This window comes from Siminovitchia fordii DSM 16014 = CIP 108821, from assembly GCF_000374565.1.
Taxonomy (GTDB): Bacteria; Bacillota; Bacilli; order Bacillales; family Bacillaceae_C; genus Siminovitchia; species Siminovitchia fordii.
On sequence record NZ_KB894690.1, the window covers coordinates 1 to 21,606 of the forward strand.

At 41.1% G+C, this 21,606-nt stretch carries 24 protein-coding genes, 1 tRNA gene, 1 rRNA gene and 1 pseudogene; 19 read left to right on the top strand and 8 right to left on the bottom strand.

Features of this window, described 5'->3' with window-relative positions; all coding sequences use genetic code 11:
- The first annotated feature begins 49 nt into the window (after positions 1-49).
- The 6 genes from rrf to tsaD all read left to right on the top strand — a co-directional run bounded on the left by rrf (position 50) and on the right by tsaD (position 3,336).
- Positions 50-165: ribosomal RNA gene (gene rrf, locus C509_RS0109830) — 5S ribosomal RNA — on the top strand.
- A 366-nt stretch (positions 166-531) separates the two neighbouring features.
- Positions 532-605, top strand: a tRNA-Met gene (locus C509_RS0109835).
- A 93-nt stretch (positions 606-698) separates the two neighbouring features.
- A complete protein-coding gene (gene tsaE / locus C509_RS0109840; RefSeq protein ID WP_018706762.1) occupies positions 699-1,169 on the top strand; it encodes a tRNA (adenosine(37)-N6)-threonylcarbamoyltransferase complex ATPase subunit type 1 TsaE in 471 nt (156 codons plus the stop codon).
- Positions 1,150-1,854 carry a tRNA (adenosine(37)-N6)-threonylcarbamoyltransferase complex dimerization subunit type 1 TsaB gene (gene tsaB, locus C509_RS0109845; protein WP_018706763.1) on the top strand — a complete coding sequence of 235 codons (705 nt, stop codon included), beginning with the start codon at positions 1,150-1,152 and terminating at the stop codon, positions 1,852-1,854. The genes tsaE and tsaB overlap by 20 nt, the downstream gene beginning before the upstream one ends.
- Positions 1,847-2,317, top strand: a complete 471-nt coding sequence (rimI, locus tag C509_RS0109850; RefSeq protein WP_018706764.1) for a ribosomal protein S18-alanine N-acetyltransferase — start codon at positions 1,847-1,849, stop codon at positions 2,315-2,317. The genes tsaB and rimI overlap by 8 nt, the downstream gene beginning before the upstream one ends.
- Positions 2,314-3,336, top strand: coding sequence for a tRNA (adenosine(37)-N6)-threonylcarbamoyltransferase complex transferase subunit TsaD (tsaD, locus tag C509_RS0109855; protein ID WP_018706765.1), 1,023 nt, complete (start codon positions 2,314-2,316; stop codon positions 3,334-3,336). Before rimI ends, tsaD begins: the two co-directional genes overlap by 4 nt.
- A gap of 429 nt (positions 3,337-3,765) precedes the next feature.
- On the opposite strand, the gene C509_RS0109860 is transcribed toward tsaD, so the two are convergent.
- Positions 3,766-5,706: an ABC-F family ATP-binding cassette domain-containing protein gene (locus tag C509_RS0109860; protein WP_018706766.1), complete on the bottom strand. Its 1,941-nt coding sequence runs from the start codon at positions 5,704-5,706 to the stop codon at positions 3,766-3,768.
- 122 nt (positions 5,707-5,828) lie between these two features.
- Between C509_RS0109860 and moaC the strand changes: the two genes are divergently transcribed.
- The 4 genes from moaC (at position 5,829) to tatC (ending at position 8,394) form a co-directional block, all read left to right on the top strand.
- Complete coding sequence (moaC, locus tag C509_RS0109865; protein WP_018706767.1) at positions 5,829-6,314, top strand: cyclic pyranopterin monophosphate synthase MoaC; 486 nt, start codon at positions 5,829-5,831, stop codon at positions 6,312-6,314.
- Between the two features lie 401 nt (positions 6,315-6,715).
- On the top strand, positions 6,716-7,396 hold the full coding sequence (locus C509_RS0109870; protein WP_018706768.1) for a redox-sensing transcriptional repressor Rex: 681 nt from the start codon (positions 6,716-6,718) through the stop codon (positions 7,394-7,396).
- A gap of 46 nt (positions 7,397-7,442) precedes the next feature.
- Complete coding sequence (locus tag C509_RS0109875) at positions 7,443-7,625, top strand: twin-arginine translocase TatA/TatE family subunit (RefSeq protein ID WP_018706769.1); 183 nt, start codon at positions 7,443-7,445, stop codon at positions 7,623-7,625.
- A gap of 10 nt (positions 7,626-7,635) precedes the next feature.
- Complete coding sequence (tatC, locus tag C509_RS0109880) at positions 7,636-8,394, top strand: twin-arginine translocase subunit TatC (protein ID WP_018706770.1); 759 nt, start codon at positions 7,636-7,638, stop codon at positions 8,392-8,394.
- Positions 8,395-8,704: 310 nt separating this feature from the next.
- Here tatC and C509_RS0109885 read toward each other — a convergent pair whose 3' ends face one another.
- The 6 genes from C509_RS0109885 to C509_RS0109910 form a co-directional block, all read right to left on the bottom strand.
- Positions 8,705-8,902 (bottom strand): YdiK family protein, encoded by a 198-nt coding sequence (locus tag C509_RS0109885; RefSeq protein WP_018706771.1) that lies wholly within the window; start codon positions 8,900-8,902, stop codon positions 8,705-8,707.
- The gene (locus C509_RS0109890) at positions 8,899-9,642 is read right to left on the bottom strand and encodes a CPBP family intramembrane glutamic endopeptidase (RefSeq protein WP_018706772.1); all 744 of its coding nucleotides are present in this window, start codon (positions 9,640-9,642) and stop codon (positions 8,899-8,901) included. The genes C509_RS0109885 and C509_RS0109890 overlap by 4 nt, the downstream gene beginning before the upstream one ends.
- An 80-nt stretch (positions 9,643-9,722) precedes the next feature.
- On the bottom strand, positions 9,723-10,628 hold the full coding sequence (locus C509_RS0109895) for an AEC family transporter (protein ID WP_018706773.1): 906 nt from the start codon (positions 10,626-10,628) through the stop codon (positions 9,723-9,725).
- Positions 10,629-10,936: 308 nt separating this feature from the next.
- Positions 10,937-11,659: an amino acid ABC transporter ATP-binding protein gene (locus tag C509_RS0109900; protein WP_018706774.1), complete on the bottom strand. Its 723-nt coding sequence runs from the start codon at positions 11,657-11,659 to the stop codon at positions 10,937-10,939.
- Positions 11,656-12,360: an amino acid ABC transporter permease gene (locus C509_RS0109905; RefSeq protein WP_018706775.1), complete on the bottom strand. Its 705-nt coding sequence runs from the start codon at positions 12,358-12,360 to the stop codon at positions 11,656-11,658. Before C509_RS0109905 ends, C509_RS0109900 begins: the two co-directional genes overlap by 4 nt.
- Positions 12,361-12,440: 80 nt before the next feature.
- Positions 12,441-13,244 (bottom strand): basic amino acid ABC transporter substrate-binding protein, encoded by an 804-nt coding sequence (locus C509_RS0109910; RefSeq protein ID WP_018706776.1) that lies wholly within the window; start codon positions 13,242-13,244, stop codon positions 12,441-12,443.
- Between the two features lie 427 nt (positions 13,245-13,671).
- Here C509_RS0109910 and groES point away from each other — a divergent pair, with 427 nt between their 5' ends.
- The 3 genes from groES to C509_RS0109925 all read left to right on the top strand — a co-directional run bounded on the left by groES (position 13,672) and on the right by C509_RS0109925 (position 16,961).
- Complete coding sequence (groES, locus tag C509_RS0109915) at positions 13,672-13,956, top strand: co-chaperone GroES (protein WP_018706777.1); 285 nt, start codon at positions 13,672-13,674, stop codon at positions 13,954-13,956.
- 57 nt (positions 13,957-14,013) lie between these two features.
- Positions 14,014-15,648 carry a chaperonin GroEL gene (gene groL / locus C509_RS0109920; RefSeq protein WP_018706778.1) on the top strand — a complete coding sequence of 545 codons (1,635 nt, stop codon included), beginning with the start codon at positions 14,014-14,016 and terminating at the stop codon, positions 15,646-15,648.
- Positions 15,649-15,995: 347 nt separating this feature from the next.
- Positions 15,996-16,961, top strand: a complete 966-nt coding sequence (locus tag C509_RS0109925; RefSeq protein WP_018706779.1) for an Abi family protein — start codon at positions 15,996-15,998, stop codon at positions 16,959-16,961.
- Positions 16,962-17,110: 149 nt separating this feature from the next.
- Here the strand turns inward: C509_RS0109925 and C509_RS24750 are convergent.
- Positions 17,111-17,662 (bottom strand): annotated as a pseudogene (locus C509_RS24750) (site-specific integrase); the annotation flags it as partial.
- Positions 17,663-17,806: 144 nt separating this feature from the next.
- Here C509_RS24750 and C509_RS0109935 point away from each other — a divergent pair.
- The 6 genes from C509_RS0109935 (at position 17,807) to C509_RS0109955 (ending at position 21,602) form a co-directional block, all read left to right on the top strand.
- On the top strand, positions 17,807-18,058 hold the full coding sequence (locus C509_RS0109935) for a hypothetical protein (RefSeq protein ID WP_018706780.1): 252 nt from the start codon (positions 17,807-17,809) through the stop codon (positions 18,056-18,058).
- Positions 18,059-18,889: 831 nt separating this feature from the next.
- Positions 18,890-19,675 carry a substrate-binding domain-containing protein gene (locus tag C509_RS0109940; protein ID WP_018706781.1) on the top strand — a complete coding sequence of 262 codons (786 nt, stop codon included), beginning with the start codon at positions 18,890-18,892 and terminating at the stop codon, positions 19,673-19,675.
- 19 nt (positions 19,676-19,694) lie between these two features.
- Entirely contained in the window at positions 19,695-20,018 is a 324-nt protein-coding gene (locus C509_RS27485; RefSeq protein WP_018706782.1) for a hypothetical protein, read from the top strand.
- A 63-nt stretch (positions 20,019-20,081) separates the two neighbouring features.
- A complete protein-coding gene (locus C509_RS27490; RefSeq protein ID WP_425423161.1) occupies positions 20,082-20,231 on the top strand; it encodes a COG4315 family predicted lipoprotein in 150 nt (49 codons plus the stop codon).
- 84 nt (positions 20,232-20,315) lie between these two features.
- Positions 20,316-20,870 carry an RNA polymerase sigma factor gene (locus tag C509_RS0109950; protein WP_018706783.1) on the top strand — a complete coding sequence of 185 codons (555 nt, stop codon included), beginning with the start codon at positions 20,316-20,318 and terminating at the stop codon, positions 20,868-20,870.
- The gene (locus C509_RS0109955) at positions 20,871-21,602 is read left to right on the top strand and encodes an anti-sigma factor (RefSeq protein WP_018706784.1); all 732 of its coding nucleotides are present in this window, start codon (positions 20,871-20,873) and stop codon (positions 21,600-21,602) included. It abuts the gene before it with no gap.
- Positions 21,603-21,606: the final 4 nt, after the last annotated feature.

Genomic DNA, 21,606 nt, shown 5'->3' on the forward strand with positions numbered 1-21,606 from the left:
TCTTCTCTTATCTGGTTTTGAGGGAATGAATCCCTTTCTAAATAAATAGTCTGGTGGCGATAGCGAAGAGGTCACACCCGTTCCCATCCCGAACACGGAAGTTAAGCTCTTCAGCGCCGATGGTAGTGAGGGGCTTCCCCTTGTGAGAGCAGGACGTCGCCGGGCAATAAAAAAACATGGAATCAGTAGACTTCATGTTTTTTTGTGTTTTATACACCATCCCGAATTTAGACGGATGTTTTCGAACAACAGAAACTTCGGAATCTTGTAAGAGAAGATAAGGCTTGTGTCCATAATGAAAATATAATCAGTTCCATCATACAATTAACTGGGAAAATTACCTCCATCATGGCTGTACTTCTTGCAATTTCTAATAAAGAGTCACGCAACCAGCATTTTTACAATGCTGTATAATAAAAAGATTGTAGTATTTATGCAAAGAGAATTGTTTTTTTCTTGAATCCTTGCTTTTTTCTTTCCTTTTCTATATAATTGTTTAGACAAGTTGAATTTCATTCTCTTTTTTATCGTCGCGGGGTGGAGCAGTCTGGCAGCTCGTCGGGCTCATAACCCGAAGGTCGCAGGTTCAAATCCTGCCCCCGCAATTACCTTCTTATTCAATAAAATAAACAAGATCAACCTTAGGGAGGTAGAGGATCCTAAGGTTTTTTTGTATAATCCATTAAGGGAGTCTTTTTATGAAGACATACGAAATCATTTCAAATACACCAGATGATACACTGGAAATTGCTCGTCGATTAGGAAATATGCTTGAACCGGCTGACGTTTTACTTCTGGAAGGCGATCTGGGCGCGGGAAAAACAACTTTTACAAAAGGGCTGGCCTCCGGTCTTGACATAAAGAGAAACGTGAACAGCCCGACTTTTACAATTATCAAAGAGTATCAGGGGCGGATCCCCTTATATCATATGGATGTATACCGTTTGGAAGATTCATTCGAAGATTTAGGTTTTGAGGAATATTTTTATGGTGATGGCGTAACAGTAGTGGAATGGGCTAAGTTCATTGAGGACCAACTCCCTCAGAGTCATTTGGATGTCCATATATATCACGAGGACCATGAGAGGAGACGCATTGTTTTTAAACCGATAGGAAAAAGGTATGAAGTTTTATGTAAGGAGTTTTTTGATGAGAATCCTGGCAATTGATACTTCCAATGATGTACTTGGTGTTGGTCTCGTAGACGAAACAAAAGTAATCGGTGAATATATAACAAACTTGAAGAAAAATCACAGCATACGGGTTATGCCTGCTATTGAACGCCTTCTTGCGGACTGTGAAACGAAACCCTCTGAATTGGATAAAATTGTTGTAGCGGGCGGTCCAGGATCTTATACCGGGGTCCGCATTGGCGTGACGATTGCCAAAACGATGGCCTGGAGCCTTGGAATACCTTTATCCAATGTATCGAGTTTGGCAGTCCTGGCAGCTTCCGGACGCTATTTTCCAGGTTTGGTCTCTCCACTTTTTGATGCAAGGCGCGGATTAATTTATACAGGCCTGTATCGGGTTCAAGGTCATGAACCTGTAGTGTTAAAAGAAGATTGCAACATCCCTGCAGCGCAGTGGGCTGAAATTTTAAAAGAGACAAATGAACCTATCTTATTCATAGGTAATGATATTAACATTCACAGTGAGACCTTTAGTTCTGTACTTGAAGAAAAGGCTCATTTCGCTGCGGCTGGAGAATTTAATCCCAGACCAGGAGAGCTTGGCTTGTTGGGAATCAGCCGGCCTGAAGAAAATATTCACACATTTACTCCAAATTATATCCGGCTTGTTGAAGCTGAGGCCAAATGGCTAGAGAGACAGGGGAAAATGACCAATGATTGATCGGAGTATGGAATTGACGAAAAATATATCTTTCCGTCTTGCTACGATGGATGACATCCACAATCTCCATTACATTGAGAGCCGCTCGTTCTCAGCTCCGTGGCCTGAGGAAGCTTTCTATAACGATATTGCGCATAATCGTTTTGCATCCTATGTTTTTATCGAAGTGGATGATGTTCAGGCAGGCTACTGTGGAGTTTGGATCATATTGGATGAGGCGCACATCACAAACATCGTCATTCTCCCTGAATTTCGGGGACGTAAGCTGGGGGAAAAACTACTTTGTAAAATGATGTGCTTGGCTAAGGATGCGGGAGCCAAGACAATGACCCTTGAGGTTCGTGTAAGCAATCATATCGCAAAATCTTTATATAAAAAGCTCGGATTCCAAGAAGGTGGAATCAGAAGGGGCTATTATAGTGATAATAAGGAAGATGCACTGGTCATGTGGGTGAATTTATGAGTAAAAAAAATTTAAATGTGCTTGGAATAGAGACAAGCTGTGATGAAACTGCAGCTTCAGTAGTAAAAAATGGAACAGAGATCCTTTCAAATGTTGTTGCTTCCCAAATTGAAAGCCACCGCAGGTTCGGTGGTGTTGTTCCTGAACTGGCGTCCAGGCACCATGTAGAGCAGATTACAATTGTCATTGAGGAAGCTATTCAAAAAGCAAATGTCACTTTTGATGATATTGATGCAATTGCTGTTACTGAAGGGCCTGGTTTAGTAGGCGCTCTCCTAGTTGGTGTCAACGCAGCGAAAGCTCTGGCATTCAGTTTGAATAAGCCACTTGTTGGAGTCCACCACATCGCTGGTCATATTTATGCTAACAGGCTGATCACAGATTTTACGTTTCCGTTATTATCACTTGTCGTTTCAGGCGGCCATACAGAATTGATCTACATGGAAAAAGACGTGTCGTTTAAAGTGATAGGTGAAACTTTGGACGACGCTGCAGGGGAAGCCTACGACAAAGTGGCGCGAACTTTGAATTTACCTTATCCAGGTGGTCCGCATATTGATAAACTTGCACAAATTGGAACACCGAACATTGATTTGCCACGAGCATGGCTTGATGAAGGATCTTATGATTTCAGTTTCAGTGGATTAAAATCAGCAGTTATCAACACGTTGCACAATGCAGAGCAGCGTGGGGAAAAGATACTCCCAGAAAACCTTGCAGCGAGTTTCCAGGCAAGTGTGATTGAGGTTTTAACAGAAAAAACAGTCCGAGCGGCCAAGGAATATGGAGTAAAGCAGGTATTGCTCGCAGGCGGAGTAGCAGCTAATAAGGGATTGCGCGCTTCGTTGGAGAAGGCTTTTTGCGAAATTAGCGACACTGAGTTGATTATTCCGCCTCTTTATTTATGCACAGATAACGCTGCAATGATTGCTGCCGCCGGCAGCATGTTATATGAAGCAGGTAAGAGGGGCAGACTGGACATGAATGCAAATCCCGGATTGGATATAGAACATTTTTGATTTAAGCAGGTGGTCATTATGTCCGCCTGTTTTTTGTGTTTTAGGAATCTATGGGGTGAGCAAGTTGCTTAATAGGTTTACAGGCTTTGTTCTTGGGGAAATGTTTATACAAAGTTATTCATAACTAATCCACAGTTCTGTGGAAAATGTGGATTAATTAACGAGTGTTTGTGGATAATCTTAATAAGTTTGTTCGTAACTGATAAGTATTGAGTTGGATATGTGAATAAATCTGTGAATAAAGGACATTTAAAATTCCATATTCCTATTTTCATATAGAGACGCTTCATTCTGTTCCCGTTAAATGTTGGATTTTTTAAAACGATGGCATTTCAGTAGCCGCGTAGACTCATCCAATTGTATTCATGGTTCCACCATCACCCCAAGCGATATTCTCGATAAAAAAAAGGCCCGCATATGCAAGGCCGCTTATGATTCAATTTCCTCTGAAAGCTCGGTCCATTCCTCCATCAGTTTCTCAATTTCCCCTTTAATCTTTTCCACTTCCAAATGGATTGCAAGAGACTGTTCATGATCTTCATAAATATCAGGCTGACAGAGCAGTTCTTCTTTTTCCGCAAGCTCCATTTCCAATTGCTCAACCCGTTCCTCGATTTCTGTTATTTTTCGTTTTCGCTGTCTTTCCAGTTTTCTCATTTCTTTTTCTTGTGTATAAGAATTTTTATCCACAGATTTTAAAACAGCTTTACTCTTTTCTGCCTTTTTTTCACGAGCAAGTTTTTCAAGTTCCTCCATTTCGATCTTTTTTTCAACATAATAGTCGTAGTCACCTAGATACTCCACAGTGCCGTTTTCAGACAGCTCAACAACTTTAGTCGCAAGCCTGTTGATAAAATAACGATCGTGAGAAACGAATAAAATGGTACCCGGATAATCCACAAGCGAATTTTCCAAGACTTCCTTACTGTCCAGATCAAGATGGTTCGTCGGTTCGTCCAATATGAGCAGATTGGCTTTTTGGAGCATCAAGATAGCTAAAGCAAGGCGTGCTTTCTCACCCCCGCTCAAAGAAGAGACAATCTTTAGTACATCATCGCCGCTGAACAGGAAATTTCCCAAAACTGTCCGGATATCTTTTTCGCTAGTCAAAGGATAGTGATCCCATAACTCCTGCAGCACTGTTTTATTCGATGACAAATCAGCTTGTTCCTGATCGTAGTATCCAATCTGAACATTGGAGCCGTATTTAATATCCCCCGATAAAAGCGGAAGCTTCTTAATAATGGTTTTCAGCAATGTGGATTTGCCAATCCCATTTGGCCCGACTAAAGCAATACTGTCGCCCCGAGTAATTGAAAGTTCCACGTTTTTGGCCAAAGGTTTGCCATTATATCCCACAGCACCGTCAACAACTAAAAGTACATCGTTTCCGCTTTGTTTTTCGATTGAAAAAGAAAAGGAGGCGGACTTTTCATCCCCTGCAGGCCGGTCCATAATTTCCATTTTTTCCAGTTGTTTGCGCCGGCTCTGAGCCCGCTTTGTTGTCGAAGCCCTTGCAAGGTTCCGCTGGATGAAGTCTTCCAGTTTGGCGATTTCCCCTTGTTGCTTTTCAAAAAGCTTCATGTCCCGCTCGTAACTTTGAGCCTTCTGATCCAAGTATTTGCTGTAGTTTCCGTGAAAAATTGATATTTCATGTCTGGAGAGCTCATAAACCTGCGTAACGATTTGGTCCAAAAAATAACGGTCATGTGAAACCAGAAGAAGCGCACCAGGATAGTTTTGCAAATATTTTTCGAGCCATGCCATCGTTTCAATATCCAAATGGTTTGTCGGCTCGTCCAATATAAGCAAATCAGGCTTCGTTAAAAGAAGCTTCGCTAAAGCCAAGCGAGTTTTTTGTCCGCCGCTGAGCGTAGATATATTCGTATGGTGATCTTCTTCAAAAAACCTGAAACCATGAAGGATCGAACGGATATCGGACTCATATTGGTATCCGCCTATATCCTTGAAACTCTCCTGAAGTCGGTCGTATTCCGATAAGATTTTTTCATAGGCACCATCCTGTCCATAGTTTGCAGGATCGGACATTTTCTGTTCGATATCCCGAAGCTTTTGTTCCATCTCCCTGACCTCATCAAAAACAGAAAGCATTTCTTCCCATATCGTCAGGTTGGATTCTAAGCCGGTGTGCTGCGATAAATAGCCAATTGTCACATCTTTCGGCTTCACGATCTGTCCTGAATCATGGGATAATTCCCCTGCGATGATTTTGAGTAAAGTGGACTTTCCAGCGCCGTTTCTTCCGACAAGCGCGGTCCGGTCCCTGTCATGGAGTTCAAGTTTTATATTTGATAAAATCAGATCGGCACCAAAGTATTTGGTGATCTGCTGTACCTGTAACAATAGCATGATTTTACACCCCTAATCATAGACAGTGTACCATTTTTTCAGTTTTTGACAATCAACAATTTTCTTCAGCAGGAAAAGACAGGCATGATGAAATAGTGTATGATGGATAAGAGGTGTTGATCGTGGAAAAATTGACCCATTTTAATGAAGAGGGCAGAGCCCAAATGGTGGATGTCAGCGGGAAGCCAGAAACAGTCCGCACGGCCATCGCCCAATCCAGCATTGAAGTCAACGGCACAATTTATGAGCATATCAGCAAAAACAAGGTAAAAAAAGGCGATGTCTTGGCAGTTGCACAGGTGGCAGGTATCATGGCGGCCAAAAAAACATGGGACATCATACCAATGTGCCATCCGATTCCTTTGAAAGGGATTAATATTTCTTTTGAATGGCATGAGGAGAAGGATGATCACAAACAGCTTGTCATAAAAGCTTCTGTGAAAACGATCGGAAATACAGGTGTAGAGATGGAAGCTTTGACAGCCGTTTCAGCTGCAGCACTCACCGTTTACGATATGTGCAAGTCCATTGATAAAGGAATGGTGATCGGACCGACTTTTTTAATGGAAAAAACAGGGGGAGTATCCAGTCAAGATTATCGTCGCTAGGGCGATGCCGGGTTGGCTTTAAATATGAACTGGTGCTTTCGCCTTCTTATTGTCTAGTTTCAGCGCCTATTGACTAGCAGACTTCGCGCCTCTTCCACCCAACGATAAGTGAACATTGGTTCCGACGTACAGGAGGTCCTAGTGCAAGCGAAGCGACAGGGGATGGAGGCTTGAGGTGGCCTTTGTCGCCGTGTTGTCCGGCTGCGATGCACAGGATGTCGAGTTGTGAGCCTGCCGAGAGCCCATCGGCTCGAGCCAATTGATTATGAAGGCAAACTACGCCTTCGCCAGCACTCTCGCGCTTCCTTATCCTTTATCTCGTCAGAGGCACTCCAGTCTGTACGTTGATGAACAGGCGCTTACGCATTTCTTTCTCACATCTAGTCTTGGAGGATTGGATCATGAATGAAGAAACAACAAAAATACCACAGGCAACAGCTAAACGACTGCCGCTTTATTACAGGTTTTTGAAAAATTTGCATGCTTCGGGAAAACAAAGGGTATCGTCCGCTGAATTGAGTGAAGCGGTCAAGGTGGATTCAGCCACCATCCGAAGAGACTTTTCTTATTTTGGAGCGCTTGGAAAAAAGGGATATGGGTATAATGTAAACTACCTTCTCACTTTTTTCCGTAAAACATTGGATCAGGATGAACTTTCAAAGGTCGCTTTGATCGGTGTTGGAAACTTAGGAACGGCTTTTTTACATTATAATTTTCTAAAAAACAATAATACGAAGATTGCAATGGCATTTGATGTGGATAAAGAGAAGGTCGGAAAAGAAATTTGCGGCGTCCGGATTTTTGATATGGATGATTTGGAGAAAAGGCTGGAGCAGGAAGATATAACCGTTGCGATTTTAACCGTTCCTGCAAACGCTGCCCAGACCATTACCGATCGGATCAAAAACGCAAATGTGAAAGGGATTTTAAACTTCACTCCAGCAAGGCTCAATGTCCCATCTTCCATTCGCGTCCACCATATTGATTTGGCGGTCGAGCTTCAATCGCTCATTTATTTTTTAAAGAATTATCCCAACGATGACACGGAAAATTCACATGATAAAACGAAATTAAATGGCTAATCGAACAAGTTTCCGTTAAAATAATAATATGAGGAGGTGGACCCCTATGGGAGTAGGTCCTGGAAGTTTGATAATAATCGCTTTTGTCGCTCTCTTGATTTTTGGTCCCAAAAAACTGCCGGAATTAGGCAAAGCAGCAGGTAACACATTGCGTGAATTCAAAAATGCAACAAAAGGGCTGGCGGAAGACGATGAAAAGGACAAGAAGAAAGACACCAGCCAGCGATAGGATGAACGACATGAATCAGAAAGATATGACGATTCTTGATCATATAGAAGAATTAAGAAAACGGCTGATGATTGTAGTCGTTTTCTTTGTGCTGGCGGTCATTGTCAGCTTTTTTTTATCACAGCCTCTCATAAAATGGCTTCAGCATGCAAGTATCGCCCATGACATAACGATGAACGCCTTTCGGGTGACCGACCCTTTCAAGGTGTTCATGCAAATGGCATTCGTGCTGGCCTTTATGATGACTTCGCCGGTCATTTTATACCAGCTGTGGGCATTTATCAGTCCCGGCTTATTAGAGAAAGAACGGAAAGTGACGCTTAGTTATATTCCTGTCTCTGTCACATTATTTTTGGCGGGAGTCCTTTTTTCATATTTTGTCTTATTTCCGTTTGTCATTCGCTTCATGCTCGGGTTATCCGGGAATATGGAAATTCAGACAACGATTGGAATTAATGAATACTTCCATTTTCTTTTTCAGATCACGATTCCGTTTGGTGTACTATTTCAATTGCCGGTTGTAGTGCTGTTTTTAACACGGCTCGGGATTGTAACGCCGGCCTTGCTAAGGAAGGTCCGGAAGTACGCCTATTTTATTTTAATAGTGGTGGCGGCATTCATTACGCCTCCGGACGTCATTTCACATATGATGGTTACTGTACCTTTGCTCCTGCTTTATGAAATCAGTATTTGGATTTCAAAAATCGGTTATAAAAAAGTACTGGCCGCAGAAGCAGAGCAAGAGCGTGCATTAAACGAACCACAATGATCAAAAAGTAAGTACTGGGGACTGACCCCATAACCCATAAAATGAGACAAATAAAAGCATCTTTGAGTTGAAGTTTCTGTATTGAATACACAAATACAACTTAGAGGTGCTTTTTCTATAGTGGCAAGCGTCGGGTATCCGGCAGAAGTTAAACTGAAGAAGATTAGAAATGCGGTTGCCAGATTTCTCTGTTAACTGAATATCAAGAGAAGATCAAACCGAAGCTCTTATGAAGGCAGAAGAATCTTAGAACAAGGACATACAAAATACAGGTGAAAGAAACCGAAAATGGTTATCTCTCACCTGAATTTTATTTTTTTTGTTGATTTTTTAGACGGAAGTGGAGGGAGATCAGTCGGAAGCCTGCCCCAAAATCAAAGGTGGCTAAAATGATCAGTAAGTATACCATGAAACTCCATTCGTTCAACTTCACTTGTTGAACGGCAAAAAAAGTGAACACGACTCCAAGCAAGATATAGATCATGCCGGAAAATAACGGTGACCTCATGAAAAGAAACCTCCCATCCATCGCACCAAGTGTATAAAGCTTTGAATATTTTTCTCCAGATCTTCAGGAATGAACCGCTGCGCCACTACGACAAGCGTATTCATCATAACATGAGCGATGATCGGAACGATAATTCTTTTCGTCTGTACATACAAAAAAGCAAAAACAAATCCCATCGCTGTATATAAAATCAAGTGGATCGGTTCCATGTGCGCAAAAGCAAAAATGATAGAACTGATGACAGCTGCCATTCCGAAAGGCAGCCGGTTATAGAGCGTCCCGAAGATGACCTTTCTAAAAACGATCTCCTCCAGAATCGGCCCAATAATGGAGCTGATCAAAACAATTCCAGGAAAAAGGTCAATCAACTGTAAAATTTCCTGCGTATTTTCCGAGCCCGGCTTTACACCAATCATCTGTTCAATAGCTACCGCGATGATCTGTGCAAAAAAAGCCAAGAAAATTCCGCCTATCGCCCAAACAAGGGACAAGCCGAATGAAAGAGGTTCAGCACGCTCAATTTTATTGTGCCTTTCACTTTTTCTAAGCAGAAGTAGCACGATGGCCAGGCCGACAAAAAAGCTGAAAACGAGCCAGTACCCTGTCGCTTGGATTTCTGCTTCCCTAGGAGGAAGGTCGAAGCCTTTTACACCGATCGCATAAAAAAGCGGCATGCCGATAAAAACGGACAATTGCATAGCAATATAGGTCAGTACAATATAAACGTATTTTTTATTCATAAAGTTTTAGTCCCTTTCAACGATATAAAAACCGCAAATCCCATTTTACTAATAAACACAAAGGGATTCAAATCGTGCGTTTATACTCCTATGAGATAGAGAATATATGGAATGGTCAGCAGGCTGACCATTGTCGTTATGAAGGTTGTGAATGATACGAGATCTGGCTCTGTATCAAATTGGATTGCCAGCAAAGTCGTATTGGCTGCGGCCGGCATGGATGCCTGGATGAAAAGCACTGCTTTGATCAAGTCATCCATGGGCAGGAAATATAAGATAAGAAGTGCGATCAAAGGAGACAAAATCATCCGAATCCCGACAGTGGCAGAAACAAATCGGTAAGCGACACGCTTTCTTTGCATGGCGGCCAACTGCATTCCGAGTACAAGCATCACTGTCGGAATGGAAGCATCTGCAACAAGTTCAACAGCATTCATAATAGTTCCGGGCAGATCGATAGAAAGAAGCTGCAAAGTTAGACCGAACACCGCTCCATAAATGACAGGCATTTTTACCACCTGCATGACTGCATCCCGGATTGATGCGTTTTCCTTTCCACCAATCGACGCCACTAGGATTCCTATCGAATTCATCAAAAAAGACTGAAAGACCATCATGATGACGGCGTAATCGAAGGCAACCGCTCCAAGAGCAAACAATACGACCGGAGCCCCGTAATTACCACTGTTCATAAATGCTCCGCCAAGTATCATCGCCGAAAGTTTCGGTCTATCAGACCGCATGATCAAGCCTGCAACCCATGTGACCACAATGAGAACAAGTGATAAAAGGCAGCAAAACATGAAAATATAAATATAGTCCATGGTGACTTCATTCTTATAAAACGTTCGGAAGGCAAGAAATGGCGACATCAAATAAAGCGCCACTTTTGAAATCGACTTTATATCAAATCCAATCAGCTTTTGCCCAAGCCAACCTGCAAAAAATATTAAAAATACTGGTAAAACGATAAGAAGTAAATCCACGGGCAGTTCATCTCCATCACTTTCACTTACTCTATCATATCAAATTAAGAAGAAAGACTGTTTAAAAGTATCTAAAATAAAATCAGGCAAGGAAAAATAAATAGTTTTTTCCTCACCTGATCTTACTTATTATTTATGAACATGCTGTACGTGATTGATATAAACCAATGCTGCATCTTTAGTGTTAGGAATCGTACATTCAGTAGCAAAAACATACTTTGTTGCCACTGAAATCTGCCTTCTAGAGCCTCACGGGGAATTGGTATCGTACCCCATTCATACTGTTATCTCACTCTTGGGATTCAGACTTATAACACCTTACTCAAAAACGCCTTCGTTCTATCGCTTGTCGGCGAACCGAAAATCTGTTCAGGGGGCCCTTCTTCAATCAAATAGCCTTGGTCCATGAATAACACACGGTCTCCCATTTCTCTAGCAAACCCCATTTCGTGGGTCACAACAACCATGGTCATTCCATCCATTGCCAACTGCTTCATAACATCAAGGACTTCTTTGACCATTTCCGGATCCAGTGCGGATGTAGGTTCGTCAAACAGCATGATTTTCGGCTTCATCGCCAATGCCCTGGCAATGGCCACCCTTTGCATCTGTCCGCCCGACAATTGTTCCGGATAGGCCTTCGCTTTGTCGCCGAGACCCACTTTTTGAAGCAGTTGATGTGCCAGTTCTTCGGCGTCACGAGGATTCATCCTCCTGATTTTTATCGGAGAAATCGTGATATTATCGAGGACGGTCATATGAGGAAAGAGATTGAACTGCTGAAAAACCATTCCCACTTCTTTCCGGATTTCGTTGATATCCGTGGTTGGATCATTTACTTTGACACCGTCAATATAAATGGAACCATCCGTGATATCCTCCAACAGGTTGATGCAGCGAAGAAAGGTACTCTTTCCCGAGCCGCTTGGCCCAATGACACAGATGACTTCTTTTTCATTCACTTCATAGTCGATTCCTTTTAAAACTTTCAGATCACCGAACGACTTATGCAGCCCTTGTATTTTAATCATTTGTTCACCTCTATTGCTGAACGCCCAAATGTGAATACCCGTCTCCTTTGCCTAGGTATATAGCTATTGCTGAAACGATTTTCCACATAGGCTATCACTTTTGTAAATAACCAGGTGAGAACTAAGTATAGAATGGCTACTGTTATATATGGCTCCCAGAATCTCGCGTAAGCACCTGCCACAACTTTTCCGGCATATAACAGGTCATTTGCCGCGATAACAGTAACAAGAGATGAATCTTTCAATAATGCGATCAATTCGTTTCCAAGGGGAGGGACCATCCGCCGGAACGCCTGCGGGAGAATGATATGTTTCATAGCCACGCTTCTTGGCATTCCGAGTGATCTGGCAGCTTCCATCTGCCCTTTTTCGATCGATTGGATCCCAGCCCGTATAATCTCCGCATTATAGGCTCCGCAGTTTAATGCAAGAGCGATAGAACCCGACACAAAGTAACCGAGGGAATGTCCAAAAATAGATGGAATCAAAGCCAAGTGGATAAGCAGGATTTGTACCAGTAAGGGTGTCCCCCGGAAAAAATCCACATAGTATTTACAAGGATAATAGATCCATTTTCTTTTGGACAGTTTGCCCATTCCGATAAAAAGACCCAAAATGATTCCGCTTACATAACCGACAGCGGTCAGGGCAAGGGTAACCCAGAGCCCACGGATAAACAGCTCTTTGTAGCTCCAAATCATATCCAGCCGAATGTCTAAGAAATCTATTATAACCACCTCCAGATTGAGTAGACGATGTTCAAGGACTAAGAAGCGACTTCTTACTCAACATCAAAGCCGGTGATTTCTTTCAACTTTCCGTTCTCTTTAATTTTTTCAATTCCTTCATTTAATAGATCAACAATTTCAGTGTTACCTTTTTTGACCATTAAGCCGTAGTACTCTTTTTCCGCACTGTCGTCTTCAATAATTTCAACTTCTACATTTGGGTTGTTTTTAATATATTCATTAACGGTGGAGTTATCTCCGACAGCTGCGTCGGCATTTCCGTTCAGTAATTCTTCAATCGCAAGCGGCATGGTTTCGGCAGCAATGATTTTAGAGCTTGTGTTGCCTTGGATTTCTTTCATCATTGTATGGCCTGTTGTGTTAATTTGAACAGAGGCCTTCTTATCCTTCAAATCTTTAAAAGACTTGATGTCCGATCCTTTTTTTACAAGGATGACCTGGTTTGCTATATAGTATGGCTCGGTGAAATCAAACGTCTCCTCGCGCTCTTTTGTGATTGTGATGGAAGATACTGCAAAGTCCACCTCTCCATTTTCTACCGCAGGGAATAACGGCTCCCAGCCGATGTTTTTAAATTCAACTTCCACGCCAACTTCATCTGCAACCGCTTTCACTATGTCGATATCAATACCGACAATATTGCCGTTATTATCCATATACTCCATTGGCGCATATGTAGCATCCGTTCCAACTACGAGCTTTTTCTTGCCTTCGCTGTCGCCTTCACTTCCGCTGGCGGGTTCTGCATCATCCGATCCTCCTCCGCAGCCAAATAATAGGACAGTCAGGCTTAATAAGAGAAAACCCAGTGACCAAAAGCGTGATACTTTTTTCATAATGCTTTTCCCCCTTATTTTTTCTGCATCATCTGAAGGTAACTATTTTTCTGCCACTTCAGATGATTACCACAATTATAAGCGAATTGATAGAGTGAATCAATATGACAATTATTTTTGAAAAATGTGTTCCAGTATGCCTGATCAGCACTTTAACGCGTCTCCGCGGCGGGGGTCAGACCCCGGCAGGGGAAGGGCTAAAGTATTGATTGTTTGCGGAGAATAGTTTATTGGGCCGCAAAACCACCGCTTTCCGACAAATTGCCACTAAAGGCAAACTCGAATTTTGGAGAAACTTTTTTAAAAAATAAGTGGTTAACGCTTGCAAATGGAAAACAAATTATTTAATATAATACTTGTGTTAGCACTCGTTGAGTTAGAGTGCTAAGATAAAATCTACATACACTTTTTAAGGAGGTTGTTTCACTTGTTAAAACCACTTGGGGATCGCGTAATCATTGAACTGGTGGAGTCAGAGGAGAAAACTGCAAGCGGCATTGTTCTTCCGGATTCTGCGAAGGAAAAACCGCAGGAAGGAAAAGTAGTTGCTGTTGGAACAGGACGTGTTCTTGACAGCGGCGAGCGTGTTGCACCTGAAGTATCCGAGGGCGACAGCATCATTTTCTCTAAATACGCTGGAACAGAAGTGAAATACCAAGGTACTGAATACTTAATTTTACGTGAGTCTGACATATTGGCTGTTATCGGCTGATAAAAAGAACGTTTTTATATGAGAGAAATCAATTTAAATGACAGGGAGGATATTTAAATGGCAAAAGAGATTAAGTTTAACGAAGAAGCACGCCGTTCTTTGCTTCGCGGTGTGGACCAATTGGCTGATGCAGTAAAAGTTACTCTTGGGCCAAAAGGGCGCAACGTTGTACTTGAGAAAAAATTCGGTTCTCCACTTATCACAAATGATGGTGTCACAATTGCAAAAGAAATCGAACTCGAAGATGCATTCGAAAACATGGGCGCCAAGCTTGTTTCCGAAGTTGCAAGCAAAACGAACGATGTAGCCGGTGACGGTACGACTACTGCTACAGTTCTTGCCCAAGCGATGATCCGCGAAGGCTTGAAAAACGTAACGGCAGGAGCAAATCCTGTAGGTGTCCGCAAAGGAATCGAAAAAGCGGTTGCGACTGCAGTTGAAGAGCTTCACAACATTTCCAAGCAAATTGAAGACAAAGAGTCCATCGCTCAAGTTGCTTCCATCTCATCCGGTGACGAAGAAGTAGGGCAACTCATCGCAGAAGCTATGGAGCGTGTTGGAAACGACGGCGTCATCACTGTTGAAGAGTCCAAAGGCTTCACAACAGAGCTTGATGTTGTAGAAGGTATGCAATTCGACCGCGGATATGCATCTCCATACATGGTAACAGACTCCGATAAAATGGAAGCTGTTCTTGAAGATCCATACATCTTAATCACTGACAAAAAGATCACAAACATCCAGGAAGTTCTTCCGCTTCTTGAGCAAGTCGTTCAGCAAAGCAGACCTTTGTTGATCATCGCTGAAGATGTTGAAGGTGAAGCATTGGCTACTCTTGTAGTGAACAAACTTCGCGGAACTTTCAATGCAGTAGCAGTTAAAGCTCCAGGATTTGGTGACCGCCGCAAAGCGATGCTTGAAGACATTGCAATCTTGACTGGTGGAGAAGTCATCACTGAAGATCTTGGACTTGATCTTAAAACAGCTTCTATCCAATCACTTGGACGCGCTGCTAAAGTTGTTGTATCAAAAGAAAATACAACAATCGTTGAAGGTGCTGGGGACTCTGCAAATATCTCTAGCCGCGTAAACCAAATCCGTGCGCAACTGGAAGAAACGACTTCCGAGTTCGACAAAGAAAAACTTCAAGAGCGCTTGGCTAAACTTTCTGGCGGTGTAGCAGTTATCAAAGTTGGTGCTGCAACTGAAACTGAATTGAAAGAGCGTAAACTTCGCATCGAAGACGCATTGAACGCTACTCGTGCGGCTGTTGAAGAAGGAATCGTTTCCGGTGGTGGAACAGCCCTCGTGAACGTATTCAACAAAGTATCTGCAATCGAAGGCGACGGCGACGTGGCAACAGGCGTAAAAATCGTACTTCGTGCACTTGAAGAGCCAGTACGTCAAATCGCTCAAAACGCTGGTCTTGAAGGATCCGTTATCGTTGACCGCTTGAAGAAAGAAGAAGTCGGCATCGGATTCAACGCTGCAAATGGCGAGTGGGTGAACATGATCGACGCTGGTATTGTTGATCCGACAAAAGTAACTCGTTATGCGCTTCAAAACGCTGCTTCCGTAGCGGCTATGCTCCTTACAACAGAAGCTGTTGTAGCTGACAAGCCAGAAGAAAATGCTGGTGGAGCTGGAATGCCTGACATGGGCGGAATGGGTGGAATGGGCGGCATGATGTAAGCGAAGCCTGAACCCCTTGATACACAAGGGTTTGACGGCAACGAATTATAATCAACAACATTCCAACAACATTTTAAAAACATCCTTCCACTCAAATTGTTGTGTGAAGGATGTTTTTCTTATCTGGTTTAAAATAAAGATAAGTTGGGAAGTAATGAAAAAGACAACGGTATTTCATGTGGATTTTATAAAGATTTGTCTCTTTAGATATGCTCAATCAAAGATTTTTCCTATACTATACCTTTACCGGTTATGTTGACATGTTTTTGTGCATATTATATAATGATCTTAGCGATCAGGCCCAGATCCTTACGAGGACTGGGCTATTTTTATGGAGATGAAGACGTTTGAAACCTTTTAAAACTCATAGACAACAATTGGGAATCTTACGTGACCGTGGTTTAGAAGTTAAAAATGGATCAACAGCATTGAGAATACTCGAAAAAGAAGGATATTATGCTTTGATAAATGGGTATAAGGATCTTTTTCTTAAATTAGATACTCAAGGTAAACCACTTGATCCAGAGGAATATAAAAAAGGTACAACCTTTGATGAAATATATCAGCTTTATTCTTTTGATCGAAGTTTGAGAAACTTAATATTAGAATATATATTAATGTTTGAAAGTAGTATTAAAGCAAAAATTTCTTATCGTTTTTCGGAGAAGTATAAAGAACAGCATGCTTATTTAGTATTGAAGAATTATACTCGTAATCCTGATCAATTAAAAAACGTACTTGATTTAATATCAACAATTTCAAATACTATATCAAAAAAAGGTAAAGCAAAAGGTGAGAATCCAATAAAACATTATTTGGATTTTCATGATGGTGTTCCGCTATGGGTTTTAGTAAATTATTTAACATTAGGCAATATCAATTATTTTTACATGTGTCTCACTGATAGTTTACAGAACACTATCGCTAAGGACTTTGCAATAAACTTTAATAGAGATTACCAACAAAATTGCCAAATAACACCGGCTATAATTTTGGATGTACTAAAAATGGCGAATTTCTTTAGAAATGTATGTGCTCATGAAGAAAGAATGTATAGCTTTAGTGTACACAACCCACCCAGAAACGCTCAAATTGGAAAAATATTAGGCATTCCACGAAATCATATAAATAATGGAAGGTTGTTTACCTTGATAACGTTCCTTAAACTTGTTTTACCTAGAAAAGATCATAAGCAACTCATTAAAGAAATTAAACTGCTCTTTAATGAATATGAAAATAAATTTACATCTGTAAGCTTCGATGATATTCTTTTTAAAATGGGCTTTCGGTATAATTGGGAAACGAGATTTTAGTATCAATATATAGGTTTAAAAAAGACCCTCATAAAAATGGTGGTCTTTTTTTAGAATATACCCGTTTTGAACGATTGTTTCAAAACGGGTTGGTTTCATTTTGCGAATGGTTTTGAAGGTTTTCTGAAGCTTCATTATCGTGTTGTTTTCTACGTTTCGATATTTATAACCTGATCCATTAACTGACTAAATCGTTCTGCATCTTTTTCTCGAACTGGTTTGGTAATATGCAAATATATCCTCTTTGTAATCTCGTCATTCGCATGTCCCAAACGTTTCATGATTCGTTCTAATTCCACACCTGCTTCCGCCAATAAAGACGTATGTGTATGACGGAAGGCATGTGGACTCAAATGAGGATTCATATTTGCAATGCGTAGAATCCGATTCATTCGATGTTGAACAAATTTAATATAATGAGGATAACCGGGATACTTATTGCTATTAACAAAAATGAAATCTTCGTCGTGATAATCTTCTCCTGTAGCTTCTTTTAATTGCTCGTTATATGCTATGACATTTTGCAAAGCTTCATATACGACCGGATCTATGTCAATGATTCTTCTCGATGCCTTATTCTTGGTTGTGACCAATTTATAATCCTTTAATATGTTCTTTGGATTATAGAGAGTCTTGTTAATATTGAGGAAGTAAGTGCCATCTTCTTCAAATACATCTGTAATCTTCAAAGTGCACAATTCTCCTACTCGTAATCACAGTATATGCCAATGTCAAGAATATTTCGTAATCATGCCGTAATGACCTGGTTGGGATATGGCACAGTGATTAAGGGTGAATCTATCATTACATACAAGAAACCGAAACGTATAAGAAATGGAGGGAATATGGGCTTGTCTAGCAGAAAAAATCAACAGGAGAATCTGGAAGACTGCCTAAAAGAGGAAGACCCTTTTGGGTTAGACGAAGACTTGGAAATTGTCATTTTCCGGTGCCTGGATTGCAATACAACCGATGAAGTTCCCGAATATATTATCGGCGAATTTAGTGTGGACTTAAACAAAGGAGAAGAAGTGAAATTACATTGCCCAAAGTGTAATAGCACCATGATTGATGCGAGAGAGAACCCAATTGATTAATCATCACTTGGGTCGTGAGTTAGTCGCGTAAGCGATTTTGTTCTTCCAAATCCGATACATTTTACAATCCTCTCTCTGATGTGTGTGTATTATCTTTATAGATAGAAGGGAAATATTAATTTTAGGATGTTTTTAAGTAAGGATTTGTAAATTCTTATAATAATAGATAGGGTGTGACAATTGACCATCTTAACATTATTTTCTTTTGAGAGGTTCAACGATTGGAACTGTACTGCTAATGTTTGCCCTAGGTCATAGGCTAGAAAAACAGTGGAATGGCGTCTAGTTTGTGTTGCCCTCAATTTGAAAAAGTGGGCAACGCAGATCTAAAAATCCCAAATAGCTGGTTAAAAGGTACTGCATACAGAACTGTATACCCATCAAGGGCATAAAAATAAGCAAAAAAATATAAAAAGGGAAAGACTGACTCCACAAGTCTTTAAAAACTCCCTTTTGAATCAGCTTTTTTTTACTTGGATTCATTTTAACTAGTTTTGTGTAGCGGATTCATTATTTTTTTAAAATTAACGAACGGATGCTTCACAGCGTTCATTGTATTTTTTTAAGTTATAGGATTTAGTATCCATTTCTTTACTATATCTATTAATACTCAATGCCTCTTTGAACTAGATATTTCATATCAAGATGTAAGACCTCTCAAATCCCCGTCTCTCCATATCAAGCTGTGGACAGCACGCCGCCTGCCTGCTCTTTCTTCTATAAAAATGGCTTATCGCTATGATAAGGCTATTTAATCAAGGTACTTCAAACCGTTTGCCTAAATCCACCGTTATTTATAATGATAGAGTATTTTTGGAAGGAGATAGAAAATTGTTAAACAGAATAGGAATCGTATTATTCATGTTGCTCGTTCCGCTTTCGTTATGCGGATGTGTGTCCATGGGACCTTCCGGTGTAAAAGCTGCTAAGGAAAACGGAAACACCTTGCACGTGTATGGGCCAGGAGGGCCTTTAGGGCCTATTGAGGAGCTAGCCGAAAAGTTTTCAAAGGAAACTGGAATTCATGTTGAAGTGACAGCCGGCCCCGAATCAAAATGGATCGAAGACGCAAAGCAAGATGCTGACCTTATCTACGGAGGCTCTGAATACATGCTTCGTAATATGATGCTGAACCATCCCGGATTGATTGATGAACAATCACAAACAGAGCTGTTTCCCAGGGCAGCCGGAATATTGGTGAGAAAAGGCAATCCGAAAAACATCCAATCACTGGAGGATTTAACCAAGAACAGAATCAAGATTCTCGATGTAAATGGAGCAGGTCAACTGGGTTTGTGGGAGGATTTGGCAGGCCGTAAAGGGCTCATCCCCGGGATTAGCAGGAATATTGATCAGTCCGTAACCTCCAGTGCAGAAGCGATAGAAATCTGGAAGAAGAACGATAAGTATGATGCTTGGATTACATATGAATCCTGGCATTACCGTTTAGCAGATGTGACCGATCTGGTTGAACTTCCTGATGAGGAAAAGCTGTATAGAGGTACGCCTATCAGCATAGCTGCCAACTCTGATCAAAGGAAAGCCGCAAAGCAATTCATTGCCTTCTTAAAAACGGAAGCTTCCCATGAGGTGTTTCAAAAATGGGGATGGAAATAATTCAAAGGAGTGATTGATGATGAGAAGAATGATGATCATTCTGGCCTTGTTTTTTTCGGCCATGCTATTGGGTGCCTGTGGAAGCGCCGAGAAAGAAAGTGCTGGCAATGGGGGGGACGCCTCACAGGGAAAAACAGCCTCGGAACAAGGATCGGGTCAGACGGAAAAGGCTAAGAGTACGGAAGAGAGCGGTGATATGGGCGGCGAAACAGCAAGCCTTCAAATACTTGAGGATGATAAAGTGGGAGAATATCTTGCAGATTCAAAAGGGATGGCACTCTATTATTTCAAAAAGGATGAGCCAGAAACAAGCAATTGCAGCGGAGAGTGTTTGGACAACTGACCGCCGTTTACGGAAAAAGATTTCGATGTTCCCGAAGGATTTGAAAGGAGTGATTTTGGAACGATTACAAGAGAGGATACAGATGCTGAACAGGTTACTTATAAAGGATATCCTCTGTATTATTTTGCAAAGGATCAAAACAAAGGGGACGTAAACGGGCAAGGTGTCAAGGATGTTTGGTATCTTATCAATAAGGATACCGATTTTAAGTAATGTCTCTAACGACATAGGGACTGCTGTGTTAACCGGCAGTTCCTGCTTCTTTTTAAGAACTAATAGAATGGGGTGTAGCCAAGATTGAGGGATAAAGACGATGAGGAATTAATGAGATTGATCAATGATAAATATCGGCCTGCTTTGGAAGAAATCTACGATCGATATATCAAACTGATCTATAGCTTTACGTTTAAATTTACAAATGGTAATAAGGAAATGACAAAGGAGATTATACAAATTATCTTTCTGAAACTTTGGACAACAAATAGCACCTACCAATCCAAGAAGGGAAGTTTTGTTAACTGGCTTTTGACGATTACTAGACACGTTTGTGTGGATTATATACGTAAAGATTATGCATATCTCAAACATCAATTTGATGTCGACCCGTCCAGCCGAAATAAGATCCCTGATCCATACAATGAGGTTGAAACAAGCCTTCTCAGGAATGAATTGTCCGCAGCAAAAAGCAAATTAAGTTCTGCTCAGAAAAGGTTGATCGATCTGTTGTATTGGCAAGGCTATTCATTAATAGAAATTGCCGAGATTGAGAAAGAACCGGTCGGGACGATTAAAAGCAGACTTTATCAATCTCTTAAGAGACTAAAGAAATATTTGGAATTGGGGGATACATAGATGGAGGGGGATTGCAGGAAGTTATTTCTCTTTATGACGGGAGAGCTAAGTGAAAAGGAAAATGGGAAATTTATCAAACATTTAAATAGGTGCGAATTATGTTCGGAGGGTTATGAAGAAATAAACGATTCCTGGAATGCTTTACAATGGGGTTTTGAAGAAAAAGGGGTCCCCCTTTCATTAAAGAAAGATGTAATGGATTATGTTTTTATGAGGGAACATAATCGGAAGGCCATCAGAAAATCGAAACATTGGACTACTCCATCGAAAAATCAAATTAGTCCACTGGCAAGCGGTCTCCTGATTTTTCTAACAGCCATTTCCCTTTTCCTGATAATAGACAACCCTTTTTCTCAAAGCTCTTTGACCGGGCTACAACCTGATCATTCTGTGCCCACTGAAGTAGTGAATACAATGACGATTCAGGCATCAGATGTAACGAACAATCAATTAACCGGATATGCCGCCGTTATACAAGATGGGAGGTCAAAAAAGTTGATTGTCCAGATTGAAAATATGCCTCAGTTGAAAGGTATGGAAGTATATCAGGTTTGGTTCATAAAAGAAGGTGAGCGTGAAAGTGCAGGGAGATTCAAACCAAATGAAAATGGTACCGGCATGCTAAGTTTACAACTAAAAAATGATGGTCAGTTTGATGAACTTGGCATTACTACTGAACCGGATGAATCAAGTCTCCAACCGCGGGGAAAAAAGATTGCTGGAACAGGTTGAGTGT